Below are 15857 nucleotides of genomic sequence, written 5' to 3' on the forward strand. Positions count from 1 at the left end.
CCGGCGGTGAGGCCGGGTGCGACCCGCCGGCACGGCGCTTGCCGGCATCGGCATGCCGCAGTTTCAATCCTCACCCGGCGGTGAGGCCGGGTGCGACGCCTCTATCCGCTAGGACGCTTACACTTGTCCCTGGTTTCAATCCTCACCCGGCGGTGAGGCCGGGTGCGACCATTCCCGGCACGGTCACGGCCGGCGAATCTGACGAGGTTTCAATCCTCACCCGGCGGTGAGGCCGGGTGCGACCGGAGTCCACAAAACGCAGGACCGTGCCCAGCGGGTTTCAATCCTCACCCGGCGGTGAGGCCGGGTGCGACGAGCTGTTGTTGGCGGCGACGCCCTGGATGAGCACGTTTCAATCCTCACCCGGCGGTGAGGCCGGGTGCGACAGCTCGGAGCCAGCGGCGGTGCTCGCGGGGATGGTGTTTCAATCCTCACCCGGCGGTGAGGCCGGGTGCGACTGGCAGGCCAGTGTAGGGCAAGGGCGAGTTTCGTGTTTCAATCCTCACCCGGCGGTGAGGCCGGGTGCGACTGCCCGCCACGACCTCGCCCGACCGCAGCCGGAGCCGGTTTCAATCCTCACCCGGCGGTGAGGCCGGGTGCGACTGGATGGGATCGTGTATCAGTATCAGCAGTATTGGGAGTTTCAATCCTCACCCGGCGGTGAGGCCGGGTGCGACCACCCCCATCGCGTTTGCCGGCTGCGCCCCATCCCCGTTTCAATCCTCACCCGGCGGTGAGGCCGGGTGCGACGGCTCCTGTTTCACCCGGCGCGTCCCCCACCACTGGTTTCAATCCTCACCCGGCGGTGAGGCCGGGTGCGACCATGGTCCGCCCTCAGCGCCGCCAGTTCGAGCCGGTTTCAATCCTCACCCGGCGGTGAGGCCGGGTGCGACCGACGGCGTGGACCTCGCGCTGCCGGCCAACCGTGTTTCAATCCTCACCCGGCGGTGAGGCCGGGTGCGACCTCGATCCCCCACACCCACGCCTCTCCCCGCCGCGGAGTTTCAATCCTCACCCGGCGGTGAGGCCGGGTGCGACCCGTAAGCTCCCGTGTGGGCCGGTAATAATAGGCGTTTCAATCCTCACCCGGCGGTGAGGCCGGGTGCGACACCACTGCGCCGGCAGCACCCCGTACCCCGCGTACGCGTTTCAATCCTCACCCGGCGGTGAGGCCGGGTGCGACCAGCAGCTCAACGCCTCCCTGCGCGCCCGCGCTGAGTTTCAATCCTCACCCGGCGGTGAGGCCGGGTGCGACGACTCATGCTCCGCCCTCAACGCCAACAGCTCCAGCCGTTTCAATCCTCACCCGGCGGTGAGGCCGGGTGCGACGGCACCGCCCAGGGGCTACTGGCCTCCGGGCGTGCTGTTTTGGCTCGTTGCGAGCCTGATTTCGCTCTTCAAAAGCCGCTGCAACGCCCTCGCCTCACCTCGAAGGCGGCCGCAAGCCGGCTATTGCACCTCCTTTTCCGCGTCGCACCCGGCCCGCTGACCCGTTCCGCGCGCGAACCCCTCGCGTGGAGCGCCACTGCCAGAGGTCCGCGCGCTGGGCGGCATCGCCGCCGATTATAGGATCAGTGGCTCCCGCAAGTCGAACGCCGGCCGCTGGCCGTACACCTCCACATACCGCTCACGAGGCTCGTGCAGCCGGTAGATCCGCAGGCTGTCTTCCCGCTCGTCCATTGCCTGGCGCAGCTTGTGCTTCAGCAGCTCGAACTGGCCCGCGTTGACGATGCACTCGAACACCGACTTCTGCACGCGCTGCCCGTGCGCTTCACAGATCTTCGCCACGCGCCGCAGCCGCTTGCGCCCTTCCGCGCTGTCCGTCGCCACGTCGTACGCCACCAGCACCTCCACACCCCGACTCCTGTGCCGCCAGGCGACGCACGTCCGTTCCGCAAACCTCTTCAATTGGTAAGGTTCGGCACGCTGCCGTACCGCCGCCAGCCCTCCCGCGGGCCACGCTCTCGTTCTCGCCGGTAGCCATCGCCGCCAATCACCGGGCCAGGTAGGGCAGATACTCCGGTAGGTCGCCGCGCAGGTGGCGCGCGAGCAGCCGTGCTTGCACGTGCGGCAGCAGCCCGACGGCCACCTTCTGCCCCAGCACCCGATGGGGAATTTCCTCCTCCTTGCGCTTCTGGTAGGCGCCGATCACCGCCTTGCGGCCGTCATCCGTGAGGCGCACGGCCGCGCCGGGCAGGTCTTCGAAGTGCTCCGGCCGCAACTGCTTGCGGTTCACCAGCGTGATCGCCAGCCGGTCGGCGATCACGGGCCGCAACTCCTCCATCAGATCGAGCGCCAGCGCCGGCCGGCCGGGACGCAGGGCATGCAGATAGCCCACCTGGGGGTCGAGCCCAACGCCCTCCAGCGCCGCCCCACACTCGGCTCGCACCAGCGCATACAGAAACGAGAGCAGGGCATTGGCGCGGTCGCGCGGCGGCCGGCGTGAGCGCCCATCCGGGCCGAAGGCGCGGCGATCGGCGCGCACCATCCAGCCGAAGACGCCGAAGTAGGCCCGCGCCGCCTCGCCTTCGGCGCCGCGCAGCTCGTTGAGATCCCCGATCGCCGGCAGCCGCTCGATGATGCCGGCCATGCGCCCGGCGGCCTCGCGCAGCGGCGCGCCGCCCTCCGGTTGCTGCGTCTCCCGCGCCGCCCGCAGCAGCGCCTGGCGGCTGTTCTGAATCTTGCCCGCCACGATCTGCCGGGCGATGCGCAGGCAGCGGGCGCGGTCGGAGAGCGCCAGGTGCTGCGCCCGCCGCAGCAGCACGTTGCCGCGCGTCTCGCCCTCCACGCGCGCCTTGAAGCGGCCGCGCCGGTCGAGCCAGACCAGGTTGCGCCCGTCCTCGGCGCAGCGCTGAATCAGGAACGGGCTGATGGAAACCTGGCCGAGCATGACGATGCCGCTCAGCCGGATCAGCGGCGCCCGCAGCCGCGTCTCGCCGTCGAGCACGACTTTCACCGTGTCGTGGTCCAGGTGCAGCATCGAGCCCTGCGCCAGCACGTAGAGCACGTTCAAAAGCTCATGCATCGTCGTCCTCCTCCACCTCGTCATCCTCCTCGTGCTCGTCTTCGCCAACTGCTGCCGCCGGCACGGCCTTGCCCCAGACCGCATCCGGCGGCTCGGCCTCCCACGGGCGGTAGAGCGTCCCCTGCAGGCCGCCGAGCCGCGAGCGCTCCGCCACCACGCCCGGCAGGCAGGCATTGATCAACGAGCAGCGCGGGCAGAGGGCGTCGTTCGGCGCCTGGGGCAGGTTTTGCGTGCGCAGCATCTCGCGCACGGCCGTCACCGTCGCCTCCGTGCGCGCCCGCAGGGCCGCGTCGAACTCCACCTCGTAGCGCCTGCGCTCCGCGTGGTGGAAGACGGCGCCGCGCGGCACGGCCGTTTGCAGCATCTCCTCAAGGCAAAGCGCCTGGGCGCAGAGCTGGATCTCGGCGTGCTCGCCGCGCCGCCGCCCGACCTTGTACTCCACGGGATACGGTCCCTGCGGCCGGAACTCGACCAGGTCCGCCTTGCCGGAGAGGCCTAGCCGCTCCGACCAGAGCGGAATCGCCCGCACGATATGGACGCCGCGCATGACTTCGGCGTCACCCGCATCAACCTTCTCGTGCGCCACGGTGCCGCGAACCGTGAACTGGTTCTCGTCCCAGACCTGCTCGACGTAGATCAGCGCGCACTGCCGCGGGCAATAGCTCCAGTGCTCCAGCGCCGAGATCGTGACCTCCGGCGCCTCATCCAGCCAGTCCTCCAGCACCGCCCAACCTCCCGGTCTATCCCGCGCCCGCGAGCGGTCTCCCGCCCGCGCCGCCGCGCCACCCTGCCTCCTGGCTGAAGATCGCGCCGGGCCGCACCCACGCCGCCCATCCCCGCACGCAGCACCCACGGGCGCGGCCCGGCGCCGTAGAAAGCTACACCAGGCGTGTCAGTGTCACACCTTCCGGTACCGCAGCCTCGTCCACGCGCACGTCGTAGTCGGCGAACGAACGCGGCGCCTTGTTCTGGCTTGGTGGGGTATGCACCAGCTCGAACAGGCGTTGCGCCGGCGCGTTGCCCAGCGGGCTGTCGTGCGAGAACACAAACAGCCCGCGGCAGCCCATCAGCCCACGTGAGGACGAGCGGTCCAGGTCCCACATCTGCTGCAGCGCCTGCCAGAACAGGCTGAGATCGTCCTCGCCGGCGCCCGTGCTTTGAGCAAAGTGCGGATTAAAGAAGCCATACGCCCGATAGAGCCCGTACGGCACCAGCGCCTTGCGGCCCATCTCCGTCTGTTTGCCCGTTGTGCCCTGGCCCTCTTCGGAAACGGCGATCGTCGCGTCTTCCGGCCTCGTCACGGCGACGCGCGTGATCGAGAGGTCGAGCGGCACGATCGGGTCGAGCGAGCGGGCGAAGGTCAGCTGCACCGGCCCACGCACCTGGCCGCAGTTCACGCCCGTGCTCATCACGGCGCCGAACATGCGGATGTCGTAGAAGTTCTGGCACATCCAGGCGCGGGCCTGCTCGACGTCGCTCTTGTTCTGCTTGGCGCCGGTCGACTTCAGATCGAGCGCCTTGTAGGCGCGGTCGTGCTTCGTGTTCAACGCCTCGCCACCGGCCTGGACGTAGATCTTGAAGCGATCTTTCTCACCGAAGGCGACATCCACCCAGTCGCGCACCTTGCGTTTCAGACAAACGTCGGTAACAAGTCCCTGCATCGTCTCCGGATCGACGCGCGGCAGGTTGCCGGCGTCCGGGTCGCCGTTGGGGTTGCCGTCCTGCACGTCGAACAGCAGCACGAAGTCATGCCGCCGGCCGGGGTTCGTGTATACGCCGTTACTCACCGTTACTCTCCTCAGCGTCGATGACTGCCTCTGCGTAAGCGGCCTCAGCGGCGCTCACCGCCTGTCCAGCGCGGCGGCGTTCCGCCGCCAGCCGCGCCTGCTCGCGATCGAAGGCCCGCTGGTGGTAGTAGCCCAATGCGAACAGTCCTTGCTCTTCGAGGTTCAGCACGCGCGGATAACCGTCCAGGGCGCCCTGCACCTCTTCCAGCCGGCGCTGCAACGCGAGGTAGGCGCCGTGCCGGTCGCGGTCGAGTCGCCCCAGGTGCGGCTGCGCCCCGCGCACCAAACGGCCGAACACCGAGCCTGGCGCAGACGATGCCGTGCCGAAAAAGCGGTCCACGATCGTGGCTTTGATGCCGGGCAGCGCCAGTCGTTGCACCTCTTCCAACACCGCCAGCAGCCGGCCGCAGTGATACGCAGCGTTGGGGTGCGCCGGATCGAGACGTACCATCTCCCCCTCCTGCAACTCAGAGTCATGCCGCTGACTCAGCAGCACGAGCTTGATCAGGGCCGCCCTCGGATGCGTCACGCGCTGTTCGGCGCGATTGCGCCGCACCGCCTGAAAGAGCAGCGAGGCTGGCACCGGCGTGCCATCGAGGGCAGCCTCAAGCAGCGCCCTCGGCGTGGTCGGCGCCACGTCCTTCAACTCGCGCACCGTGGCCCCGGCCAGCCGATACACGCCGAGCGGCGGAGGCTCTGCCCCGAAGGCGTCGACGATGCGCTGCCGTTCAAACCAGGCTGCCAGGTGCGCAGCCGCCTCACCCACCGTGGTGTCGATCCAGTCCCGAACCACGCAGCGCCCGCCGCTGCTCGACAGCACCGTTGCATAGAATTTCGTCGCATCGACGGCCGGCGGCAGACCGCCGCTGCGCAGAGTGCGCAGCAGATCTCGCACCTCTTCGGGTTTCGGCTCGGTCAGGAAGCTGCGGAAGGAGAAAGCCGGCACCGGCTGACGCGTCCAGAAGATGAACGCCGCGCCTCCGAGGATGATGCGGTTCTGCTCGCTCGCGATCAGCTCGTTCGCCGCTTTGGTGAACTTCTCGCCGCAGTCGCCGCAGGTCGGCGCGATCAGCGACGCCTCCAATCCGTACGACTCGAACGCGGCGGCGTTGGCCGAGATAATCGCGGTGCCGGCCGTCTGCCCGCCCGGCACGCCCTTGATCTTCCCCTGCAGCCGTTCCAGCACCGGCCGTTCCTGACCGCAGATCAGGCATTGCATCCGGCTCGCATCACCTTTTGCGTCTGGGTCGTTGACGGAGAACCAGAACGCACGAACGCTGGGCAGATCGATGGGAAAGCTTGCTGCGTAGCCCCTCCACACGCTGAACGTGATCAGGCCGCTCGTGTCAAAATCCTCCGGCAACTCAAGCTGGCTTGCTGGATCGTCGCCGAGGAACTGCTGAATGGCCTGCACGTCTGGCTCGTCGGTCGCGTCGGCGCAGCGCTGAAGCAGATCCAGGTACGCCACGTGACAGGCGGCGACTCGCTCTGGCTTCGCACCCTCACCGCCCATTCCGAGCGTGTAGTCGGCCTTATCAGCCAGCAAGAGAGGCCGGATGACATTCGCGCGCTGCACCTGCGGCGCGAGACGGCGCTGGCCGCGCTTCGCCCGCGGATCCTTCGGGTCGCTCGTGTCCGTCGGGATGCGGCTTCGTGGCGTGCCGTCTTCGTTCAGCTCGATCACATAGCGGATCGGCGTCTCGCTGTAGAGCGGCGGCGGCAGTTGCATACACTCGTCGGCGTAGTCTTTCAGCCGTTGCAGCAGCATTCAGCGCCTCCTTCCCGGCATTGGCGGCACGCGCAGCACACCCCGGTCCAGCTCGGCATTGAAGAACACCGGGCGGCCGCGCCCCGAGCCATCGGTTGCGTACTCCAGGTCGAGCAGGATCGTGCCCAGCGGCTCGGTGCGATCGATCGCCTGCTCGCTGCCGTCCGGTTCGGCGAAGAAGGCCGAAAATTCGCGGCAGCCGAGGTACGGCGTGGCGAAGCAACGTCCGCCGCGCACGCGTCGGCGGAACTGGTCGCGGTGCTTCGCCGGGTCGGCGTCGTCGTGCGGCAGTTGCTCGAAGCTGGCACGAATCCGATAGGCCACGTTGCGCAGCGCCAGCGTGTGCCGCTGCGCGCGGTCGGCGGTCGCGTCGAAGCCACCGCCGCCGCGCTCCCAGACGCCGGCGGCGCGGTCGCTGGCGCGGCTGTTCACCTCATTGCGCAAAATGGAGAAGTAGCGGATCGGCTTGAGCACGTGGATCTCCTCGATCCGCCAGCGCACTTCCGGTTTCCAGTAGATCGCCTCGCACACACCGCGCGCGGCCGAGGGCGTCATCACCGGGTATGAGACTCGCTCCACCTTCATCTCCGGCCGCGTGAAGCAGGCCAGTTCGCCCCACACCAGGACCTCAACCGGACCGTCATGACCGTTCACCGCTCCTCCTTCCGGCGGGCTGTTGCCCTTCACAGCCAACAGCCCACCACTCTGGATATGCCGCGTGACGCGTATGCCACTCGGTTTCAATCCTCGCTTACGCAACTCGAAAGTCATCGAGTCACGAGCGCAAGCGGCACGCCACGCTCGTGTTCGACTCGTTGTCAAGTCCTATCGCTATCCGACCAGAAGATCTACCCCCGCCGCCTCCAGGCCCCGCGTCTCGTCGTAGCGGCCCAGCCACTCGCCCACTCCCTCAATCACCGGAACAATCAGCCCCTCGCGCTCGTAGCGCTTGGCGTCACGCTCCCGCACCGAGACCAGGAACGGCTGCAGCGCGCGCAGCGCCTGGCGCAGCCCGGCGCCGCCGCGCCGCAACCTCGCCAACTCCCGCTGGACCTCCCGCCGAGCGTTGGGCGAGCCGTACTTGTCGATCACCACGCTGAACGTACTTTCATCGATCATGCGAAAGCGCCTCGCAACCTCGTCGAAATCGAAGCCGTCGCGCAGTTTCTGAATCGCCTCGCGGTCGGTGTTCAGGCGCCGAAACAGCTCACGGAAGTAGGCTTGGGGCGCGCGCGGATCGTCGGGATCGGCATCCGGCGTGGCCAGCACCGCCTGCGAGATCTCGGTCGCCGTGGTGTACGGTCCCGGCGGCAAACCGCCTTCTGCCGGACGGAAGACGATCACGCGCCCTTCGGCGAGATGGCCTTCGCGGTTGCAGCGGCCGGCGGCCTGCACGATCGCGTCCAGCGGGCCGAGGGCACGCAGCACCAGTGGGAAATCGAGATCGACCCCCGCCTCGACCACCTGCGTCGCCACCAGCCGGCAGGGCTCGCCCGCGGCCTGTCGCCGCTTCACCTCCTCTATCACGGCGCGGCGATGCGCGCCGCAGAGCAACGTCGAAAGGTGCAACGCCTCGGGGTCGTGCAGCGCATCGAGCAGCGCCAGCGCGTCGCGCTTCGTATTTACCACCGCCAGCGCCCGCGGTTCAGCGCGCATCAGCACCGCAACGTCGTCCCAACTCAGCGCTTCGTCCAAGCGCAGGTCGTACTTCACCCGCTTGAGTGTGCTGAAGTGGCGCTCTGGCTGCGGCACGATCTCGCGCGCTTGCATGGCCCTGAACACAGGAATCGTTTCGAATGCCGGTTGTGTCGCCGTGGAGACCACGACCGTCGTGCCGTAGTTCGCGCACAGTTCTTGCAGGGCGTCGAGAATCGGCGTCAACAGACCGGGCGGCAGCGACTGCGCTTCGTCCAGCACGATCACGCTCTTCGCCAGCCGGTGCACCTTGCGGCAAGCTCGCGGCCCCGCCGCGAACAGGCTCTCGAAGAGCTGCACCGTCGTGGTCACAACGATCGGCGCGTCCCAGTTTTCGGAAGAGAGTCGCGACCACAGTTCTGCCCGCGGCACGGCATCGGCCTCGCCGGTCTGCCGAAGGGCGCCGCTGTGATGCTCCAGCACTACCGGGCGCTCCGCATCATCGCCGAAGATTTCGCGGTAGACGGTCGATGTTTGCTCGGTGATCGTGATGAACGGCACGGCGACGATCACCCGCTCAAGGCCGTGCAGCGCTGCGTGGCGCAGCGCGAACGCCATGCCGGAGCGCGTTTTGCCGCCGCCGGTGGGCACGGCCAGGCGGAAGAGCCCCGGCGGCTGCGCCGCCGCCTCCAAACAGTGGTCGTAGATCTCCTGCCGGGCGCGGTTCAACGCGGTTCCCGGCGCTCCGGCAAAGCGCCGGCCCTGGTCTCCCTGCAGCTGCTCGAACAGTGCGCCGGGAGCGACATCTGCTCCGCGGACCTCCGCTTTGGTCTCATTGAAGTGCCGCTCCGTGTCCAGAAAGTCCGCGTCGACCAGACAGGAGAAGAGCATGCGCAAGAACAGTTCGCCCGCCAGTGCACGGCGCTGCGCGAAGGCCGGAAACGCCAGCTCGGTCTGCTCACCGAGTTCCAGCAACTCGGCCCGCGCCCGCCGCAGTGCCTGATCGACTGCGGCGAGCGTCTGCGGGTCATTGAGCCAGGCTTCGAATGTCGTGGGCGACTTCATGCCAGCGTGGTGGCCCTGGATCGCCATCGCCGGCAGCCCCAGCCGCTCCATGGCGAAGCGCGAACCGGCGCGCTTGTGGTCCGGGCCGTGGCCGCGCAGTTTCGGATCGCGCTCGCAGCTGAGCAGGTACTGTTGCCAGTCGGGATGGAACTTTCCGAGGTCGTGCCAGAGGCCGAGGCAACGGGCCAGTTCCGCAGCCCCGAAGGCTCCGGCGAATCCCGCGGCGCGCTGAGCGGTATCCCGCAGGTGGTCTTCAAGTAGATGCCACTCGCCCGCCGGGTTCGCCGAGTGCGCGTAGGCCACCATGACTGCCTCCCTAACCGAGCGTCGGCTGACGGACTCCCCGGCATAACGGATTCCCGCAGTCGACGCCAAAGTGCGACATCGTATCGTGACATACTGCGGCGGGCTGTGCGATTGAGCAGGCGGCTGGCGCCCGGCGCGGGCCGCGGCGTACCATGCGGCCGAAATCGACCGGCGGGCGGCAGATCGGGCCTTGCCGCCGGTGGGAGGCGGAATCATGACGGCAGAACCCTTGCTCAACGAAGAGGTTTCGGTCGGCGAGGCGATCGTGCGCGTGCTCGAGCAGGCCGGCATCGATGCCGTCTTCGGCATGCCGGGGGGCGGCATGGGCGGCTCGATCTTCAACGCCCTCTATGACCACCAGCAACGCATCCGCACCGTGCTGGCCCGCGAGGAGGGCCTCGCCACCGTCATGGCCGAAGCCTACGGCCGGCTCACCGGCCGGCCCGGCGTCTGCAGCGGCCAGGCCGCCTTCCTGCTCACCAACGCCGGCATGGGCATCCTCGAAGGCTTCCTCGCCGGGTCGCCGATGCTGCTGCTCACCGATCTCTCCGACGGCGCGCCCTTCTCCCACCACGCGTCCTACCAGGCCGGCACGGCAGACTACGGCACCTGGGACGCCCGCACGGTGATCGGCGGCTACACCAAGCAGGTGTTCGTCGCCCAGGACGGGCCCCAGGCCGTTCAGCAGACACAGCTCGCGATCAAGCACGCGACGGCGGGCACGCCGGGCCCGGTCGCGCTGCTCTACCACAGCGGCGCCCTCGGCCGTCGCGTCGGGCCGGAGAGCACGCCGCGCCTCTACGCCTCGGCGCCCTATCTGCGCGCCCGCGGCGCCCCGGCGCCCGAGGCGGCGATCGGCGAAGGCGTGGCGACGCTGCGCACGTCCCAGCGGCCGGTGATTATCGCCGGCAACGGCGTGCGCGCCGGCCACGCACGCGACGCGCTGCGCGAGCTGGCCGAACTGCTCGACGCCCCGGTCGCCACCACGGCCTCGGGCAAGGGCGTCTTTCCGGAGACGCATCCGCTGGCGCTGGGCCTGTTCGGCACCTTCGGCCTCGAAGCCGCGAACGAAGTCGTTGCCGGCGCCGATCTCGTGCTCGCCGTGGGCACGCGGCTCGGCGCCACGGACACGGCGCGCGAGAACCCGGACCTGCTCGACCCAACGCGGCAGACGTTCATCCAGATCGAGGTCGAGCCGAAACATGCCTCGTGGACCTTCCCGGCTGAGGTCGCGCTCGTCGGCGACGCGGATACGGTGCTGCGGCAGCTGAGCGCCGCGCTGCGCGATGCCGGCTTCCAGCCTCGCAGCAGCGGCCGCCGCATCGCCGCCGAGGCGCACGGGCGCTTCGATTCGTTCAGCGTCGCCGAGTCGGCCTCGAACGAGACGCCGATCCTGCCGCAGCGGCTGATCGCGGAGTTGCAGGCCGCCCTGCCCGACGACGCGATCGTCGCCTGCGACGCCGGCGAGAACCGGCTGTTCATGCAGCACTACTTCCGTACGAAGGCGGGCATGGAGTATCTGCAGCCGGGCGCGGTCGGCGGCATGGGCTACGCGATTCCGGCGGCGCTGGCGGCGCGCGTGGTGCATCCGCGGCGTGCCGTGGTGGCGGTGTGCGGCGACGGCGGCTTCGGCATCGCCATGAACGGGCTGCTGACCGCCGTGGAGGAGCGCCTGCCGATCGTCACCGTCGTGTTGAACAACGGCGCCCTCGGCTGGGTGCTGCACGGCCAGGGCGAGCGGCCGATCGCCTCCAGCTTCGGAGCGTTCGACCACGCCGCCATCGCCCGGGCAATGGGCTGCGAGGGCATCCGCGTCGAGCGCCCGGCCGAGATCGCGCCGGCGCTCTCGCAGGCGTTGCAGGCGTCGCGGCCCGTCGTCGTCGAGGTGCTGACCTCGCTCAAGCAGACGTTCCAGCAGGTCACATCGCCGCTGGCGGCGCAGCCGCGGAGGGCGCGCGCCGCGGCGCGGTGAACCCGGCCACGGAGTAGAGCGAGATACGCGGCGCAGCTGGAAACGCCGGGTCGGCAGCGAGCGCGGATATCGGCGCGGGTGCCACGGTGCCGAAGGCCGGGATCGAACCGGCACGACCGGTGAAGGTCAACGGTTTTTGAGACCGTCGCGTCTGCCTATTCCGCCACTTCGGCCCGGAAAACCGAAGGCCCGGCGGCTGAGCCAGCTCAGCACCGGGGCCCGGAGCGGAAGACGAGATTCGAACTCGCGACCCCCTCCTTGGCAAGGAGGTGCTCTACCACTGAGCCACTTCCGCGCTGTCCGCCCAGCCATGAGCGGACCCACTTAGTATAGCGCACGCCACACACGATCGCCAGCCGGCTATACGTTGAACAGCACCTCGGTGATGCGCCGCTGCAGGCTGCGCACCGTCTGTTCGCTGGTGCGCAGCATCAGCCGCGAGCCATCCTCGTCGTCCAGGATCAACTCCCAGAAGTCGATCTCCTCGTCGGGGTCGTGCACCGGCGGATGTACCTCGGCGTGATCGAGGAAGATGCGCGGGTGGAAGATGAAGCCGCGCATCTGCGGCAGCTGCGGCTCCCACGGGCCGCCGGCGCGCGCGTCCGGCTCCTCGGAGGCCGCGTCGATCGCCTGCAGCAGCTCGCGCAGCCCCGAGGCCGTAGCGGCGATGTGGGCCGAGACGTCGCCCGAAAACGCCTCCATCTCGAACTCGCGCTCGGCCTCGGCCTCCTCGAGATCGACTTCGTCAAGCTCGATGCGCACCACGTCAAAGCCGAACTCGTACGCCACGCCGCCGCTCCTGCCGGGACGCCGCCCGCGCCGCCGCACACGAGCCTATCACCGCACCTGCATGCGAACAATGCGCGAACAATGCGCCGGATGACCGTGCCTCGCCGCGCGGCTATAGTCGAAGCAGAACCACGAAATGCCAGCATTGGCCGCCGGTCAGCGGCTGCCGCGCGGCCACGAAGGAGCGGGATTATGACGCAGCTCGCGGGACACACGCGGGTGGAACGCGACTCGATGGGGCCGATGGACGTACCCTCCGAGGCGCTCTACGGCGCTTCAACCCAGCGCGCCGTGCTCAACTTTCCAATCAGCGACTACCGCTTCCCCCGCCGCTTCATCCAGGCGCTCGGCCAGATCAAGCAGTCGGCCGCGGTGGTGAACGAAGGGCTCGGCCTGCTCGACAGCCGCGTCGCGGGCGCCATCCAGGAGGCGGCGCAGGAGGTGATCGACGGCCGGCACGATGCGCAGTTTCCCGTCGACATCTTCCAGACCGGCTCCGGCACTTCGACCAACATGAACGCCAACGAGGTGATCGCCAACCTGGCCAGCCAGAGGCTCGGCGGCCAGCTTGGCTCGAAATTGGTCCACCCGAACGACCAGGTCAATCTCTGCCAGTCCTCCAACGACGTGATTCCCACCGCCATGCACCTCTCCGGCGCCGTGGCGCTCGCGCACGACCTGATCCCGGCGCTGCGCGAGCTGGAGCAGAGCCTGCGTGCGAAGAGCAAGGAGTTCTGGCCGGTGATCAAGACCGGCCGCACGCATTTACAGGATGCGACACCAATCCGCCTGGGCCAGGAGTTCCTGGGCTTCGCCGGCCAGGTCGAGCGCGGCGTTCAGAGGCTGGAGCAGGCGCAGGCGGAACTTTCCGAGGTGGCGCTCGGCGGCACCGCCGTCGGCACGGGCGTCAACAGCCACCCGGAGTTCGCGGCGCGCGTCTGCCGGCGGCTGAGCGAGCTGAACGGCGTCGCCATCCGCGAGAGCAGCAACCACTTCCAGGCGCAGAACACGATCGACGGTGTGGTTGCCGCCAGCGGCGCCCTGCGTACGGTGGCCGTGAGCCTGATGAAGATCGCCAACGACATCCGCTGGATGGGCTCCGGCCCGCGCGCCGGCATCGGTGAGCTGGCGCTGCCCGAAGTGCAGCCAGGCAGCTCGATCATGCCCGGCAAGGTCAACCCGGTGATCGCCGAAGCGCTGATCATGGCCTGCGCCCAGGTCATCGGTCACGACGAGACGATCTCAGTCTGCGGGCAGTGGGGCTACTTCGAGCTGAACACGATGCTGCCCGTGGCGGCCTACGACCTGCTCGACGCGATCGACCTGCTGGCGAAGGCGTCCGCGAACTTCGCGCGCCAATGCGTGGAGGGTCTGCGGGCCACGCCGCGCGGCCCGGAGATGGTAGAGCGCGGCCTGGCGATCTGCACGTCGCTGGCGCCGGTGATTGGCTATGACAAGGCCGCCGCGATCGCCAAGCTGGCCGGCAAGACGGGCCGCACGATTCGCGAGGTCGCGCGCGACGAAACCGACCTGACGGACGCGCAGCTCGACGAGATCCTGAACCCGGAGGAGATGGTCAAACCCGGCCTCGAAGGCGGCTCGGCAGGCGGCTAACGCCTCGTGGACGGCGGCAACGCGAGCTGGTCCTTAGCCGCGGCCCACGTACGGCATCTTCGTCGCCATGATCGTCATGAACTGGACGTTGGTGTCGAGCGGCAGGCCGGCCATGTAGAGCACCGCCCTGCCGACCTCGTCCGCGTCGAAGGTCGGCTCAACCTTGATCGAGCCGTCGGCCTGCGGCACGCCGCGCGTCATACGCGCCGCCAGCTCCGTCAGCGCGTTGCCGATGTCGATCTGGCAGCAGGCGATGTCGTACTTGCGGCCGTCGAGCGAGGTCGACTTCGTCAGGCCGGTGACACCGTGCTTGGTGGCGGTGTACGGCGCCGAGTTGGGCCGCGGCGCGTGCGCGGAGATCGAGCCGTTGTTGATGATGCGGCCGCCGCGCGGCTCCTGGTCCTTCATCAGCCGGAAGGCCGCCTGCGTGCAGAGGAACATGCCGGTCAGATTGGTGTCGACCACGGCCCGCCACTGCGCGACACTCAGCTCCTCGAGCGGCACGGCCGGGGCGCCGATGCCCGCGTTGTTGAACAGCACGTCCAGCCGGCCGAAGCGCTGCTTCGTCGCCGCGAACAGCGACTCGACCGCCGCGGGGTCGCCCACGTCGGTCGGCACCACCAGCGCGCGGTCGCCGGCGTCGGCTGTCCTAGCCGTCTGCTCCAGCGGCGCTTTGCGGCGCCCCGCCAGCGCGACGCCGTAGCCGGCGCCGAGCAACGCCAACGCCGCCGCTCTGCCGATGCCGCTGCCCGCGCCGGTAACGATCGCGACCTTCTGCTGCGTATCCGTCTTGTGCCTCCCGGTGGTTTAACCGACCTCGTGCGCCTGCGCGGTGCGCCACGGCGAACGAAGCCCAACAGGGTATGGGCGTCTCGTCGCCAAACCCACGGCCGGCATTATACGGATTCGACCGCCCCGGTTTGCAACGATCGGTGGATGGCAACGAGTGTGCGTGTGTTCTCGATGCCGGCGGCAAGCGGCACGCGCGGCGCCGCCTCGCCCCGCACATTGCGCGCGAAGCTGGCGAAACGCTCCCCCGCCCAGGCCAGCACCTGCGGATAGCTCAGCAGCTCGGACTCGACGCGGATCAGCTGCTGCGTCGTGTCCACGGTCAGCGCGCCGTGCGAGCCGATCACACGGAACTCGAACTCGATCGGCGACGGATGAGACGCCGGCAGCACCCAGGTCGATTCGAAGACGCCGCTGACGCCGCGGTCGTACTGCAGCAGCGCCTGCACAGAGTCGTACGTGTCGATGCCCAGCGCGGCCAGCACACCCTTGTGCCCCGCCGCGTAGGCCGTGCGCGCCGCACAGTTGCCCAGCCAGTGCGCCAGGTCAAGGCAATGCGACATCAGGAACCAGGCCGGCGTCGTCTCGCCGGCCCAGGGCAGCCGGTCGCGCGGCGAGGTGATCACGTTGTTGAGGCGAGCACTGATGCCGATCACCTCGCCCAGTTGCCCGGATTCGATCGCGGCGCGAGCGGCAACGAACGGCGGGTTCCAGCGGTTGCTGAAGTTGACTTCGGCCGGGGCGCCGCCACGCTCGGCCGCGGCCGCCAGCGCCTCGGCGTCGGCCACCGTCGTCGCCAGCGGCTTTTCGATCAGCAGGGGGACACCCGCTTCGGCCAGTTCCACGCCCGGCTCGCGGTGCAGCGCATCGGGCGTCGCAACGTACGCCGCACCCGGCCGGCGCGCCGCAAGCAGCTCCGCCAGCGATGCGAAGCCCGGCACACCGTAGCGCAGCGCGGCGCCCTGGGCGCGGGCGCCGTCCACGTCGCAGACGCTGTCCAGCTCGGCGCCGGCGTAGCGGCCACTGGCCAGCGCCTCGGCGTAGCGCCCGCCCATCGTGCCCAGGCCCACGACGGCGACCTTCAGCAGCGCCATGCGCCTATCCTCG

Annotated in this window: 12 protein-coding genes, 2 tRNA genes and 1 CRISPR repeat array; of the genes, 2 read left to right on the top strand and 12 right to left on the bottom strand. The window is 69.1% G+C overall.

Annotated elements, in window-relative coordinates:
* The first annotated feature begins 60 nt into the window (after positions 1-60).
* A CRISPR array of direct repeats spans positions 61-1329; the repeat unit is 37 nt; unit sequence GTTTCAATCCTCACCCGGCGGTGAGGCCGGGTGCGAC.
* Positions 1330-1563: 234 nt separating this feature from the next.
* The 7 genes from cas2 to VKV26_15500 form a co-directional block, all read right to left on the bottom strand.
* Positions 1564-1854 carry a CRISPR-associated endonuclease Cas2 gene (gene cas2, locus VKV26_15470; protein ID HLZ71301.1) on the bottom strand — a complete coding sequence of 97 codons (291 nt, stop codon included), beginning with the start codon at positions 1852-1854 and terminating at the stop codon, positions 1564-1566.
* Between the two features lie 139 nt (positions 1855-1993).
* Complete coding sequence (cas1c, locus tag VKV26_15475) at positions 1994-3025, bottom strand: type I-C CRISPR-associated endonuclease Cas1c (GenBank protein HLZ71302.1); 1032 nt, start codon at positions 3023-3025, stop codon at positions 1994-1996.
* Positions 3018-3749, bottom strand: coding sequence for a CRISPR-associated protein Cas4 (gene cas4 / locus VKV26_15480; GenBank protein HLZ71303.1), 732 nt, complete (start codon positions 3747-3749; stop codon positions 3018-3020). The genes cas1c and cas4 overlap by 8 nt, the downstream gene beginning before the upstream one ends.
* 154 nt (positions 3750-3903) lie before the next feature.
* Positions 3904-4812, bottom strand: a complete 909-nt coding sequence (gene cas7c / locus VKV26_15485; protein HLZ71304.1) for a type I-C CRISPR-associated protein Cas7/Csd2 — start codon at positions 4810-4812, stop codon at positions 3904-3906.
* Complete coding sequence (cas8c, locus tag VKV26_15490) at positions 4805-6580, bottom strand: type I-C CRISPR-associated protein Cas8c/Csd1 (GenBank protein ID HLZ71305.1); 1776 nt, start codon at positions 6578-6580, stop codon at positions 4805-4807. Before cas8c ends, cas7c begins: the two co-directional genes overlap by 8 nt.
* Entirely contained in the window at positions 6581-7234 is a 654-nt protein-coding gene (gene cas5c, locus VKV26_15495; protein HLZ71306.1) for a type I-C CRISPR-associated protein Cas5c, read from the bottom strand.
* Between the two features lie 177 nt (positions 7235-7411).
* Positions 7412-9586 carry a CRISPR-associated endonuclease Cas3'' gene (locus tag VKV26_15500; GenBank protein ID HLZ71307.1) on the bottom strand — a complete coding sequence of 725 codons (2175 nt, stop codon included), beginning with the start codon at positions 9584-9586 and terminating at the stop codon, positions 7412-7414.
* Positions 9587-9800: 214 nt separating this feature from the next.
* Here VKV26_15500 and VKV26_15505 point away from each other — a divergent pair, with 214 nt between their 5' ends.
* Positions 9801-11558 (top strand): thiamine pyrophosphate-binding protein, encoded by a 1758-nt coding sequence (locus VKV26_15505; GenBank protein ID HLZ71308.1) that lies wholly within the window; start codon positions 9801-9803, stop codon positions 11556-11558.
* Positions 11559-11645: 87 nt separating this feature from the next.
* Here the strand turns inward: VKV26_15505 and VKV26_15510 are convergent.
* The 3 genes from VKV26_15510 to VKV26_15520 form a co-directional block, all read right to left on the bottom strand.
* Positions 11646-11731 (bottom strand) — tRNA-Leu (locus VKV26_15510).
* Between the two features lie 50 nt (positions 11732-11781).
* Positions 11782-11853 (bottom strand) — tRNA-Gly (locus VKV26_15515).
* Between the two features lie 65 nt (positions 11854-11918).
* On the bottom strand, positions 11919-12347 hold the full coding sequence (locus VKV26_15520; protein HLZ71309.1) for a hypothetical protein: 429 nt from the start codon (positions 12345-12347) through the stop codon (positions 11919-11921).
* 192 nt (positions 12348-12539) lie between these two features.
* Here VKV26_15520 and VKV26_15525 point away from each other — a divergent pair, with 192 nt between their 5' ends.
* Complete coding sequence (locus VKV26_15525; protein HLZ71310.1) at positions 12540-13961, top strand: class II fumarate hydratase; 1422 nt, start codon at positions 12540-12542, stop codon at positions 13959-13961.
* Positions 13962-13994: 33 nt separating this feature from the next.
* Here the strand turns inward: VKV26_15525 and VKV26_15530 are convergent, their stop codons facing one another.
* Both VKV26_15530 and VKV26_15535 read right to left on the bottom strand, forming a co-directional pair.
* A complete protein-coding gene (locus VKV26_15530; protein HLZ71311.1) occupies positions 13995-14726 on the bottom strand; it encodes an SDR family oxidoreductase in 732 nt (243 codons plus the stop codon).
* A 131-nt stretch (positions 14727-14857) separates the two neighbouring features.
* A complete protein-coding gene (locus VKV26_15535; protein ID HLZ71312.1) occupies positions 14858-15844 on the bottom strand; it encodes a Gfo/Idh/MocA family oxidoreductase in 987 nt (328 codons plus the stop codon).
* Positions 15845-15857: the final 13 nt, after the last annotated feature.

It is taken from the genome of Dehalococcoidia bacterium (assembly GCA_035310145.1).
GTDB lineage: Bacteria > Chloroflexota > Dehalococcoidia > CAUJGQ01 > CAUJGQ01 > CALFMN01.

Coding starts and splice junctions, on each gene's coding strand:
- cas1c (HLZ71302.1), bottom strand. CDS start 3,025: ATGCATGAGCTTTTGAACGTGCTCTACGTGCTGGCGCAGGGCTCGATG.
- cas8c (HLZ71305.1), bottom strand. CDS start 6,580: ATGCTGCTGCAACGGCTGAAAGACTACGCCGACGAGTGTATGCAACTG.
- VKV26_15500 (HLZ71307.1), bottom strand. CDS start 9,586: ATGGTGGCCTACGCGCACTCGGCGAACCCGGCGGGCGAGTGGCATCTA.
- VKV26_15505 (HLZ71308.1), top strand. CDS start 9,801: ATGACGGCAGAACCCTTGCTCAACGAAGAGGTTTCGGTCGGCGAGGCG.
- VKV26_15525 (HLZ71310.1), top strand. CDS start 12,540: ATGACGCAGCTCGCGGGACACACGCGGGTGGAACGCGACTCGATGGGG.
- VKV26_15535 (HLZ71312.1), bottom strand. CDS start 15,844: ATGGCGCTGCTGAAGGTCGCCGTCGTGGGCCTGGGCACGATGGGCGGG.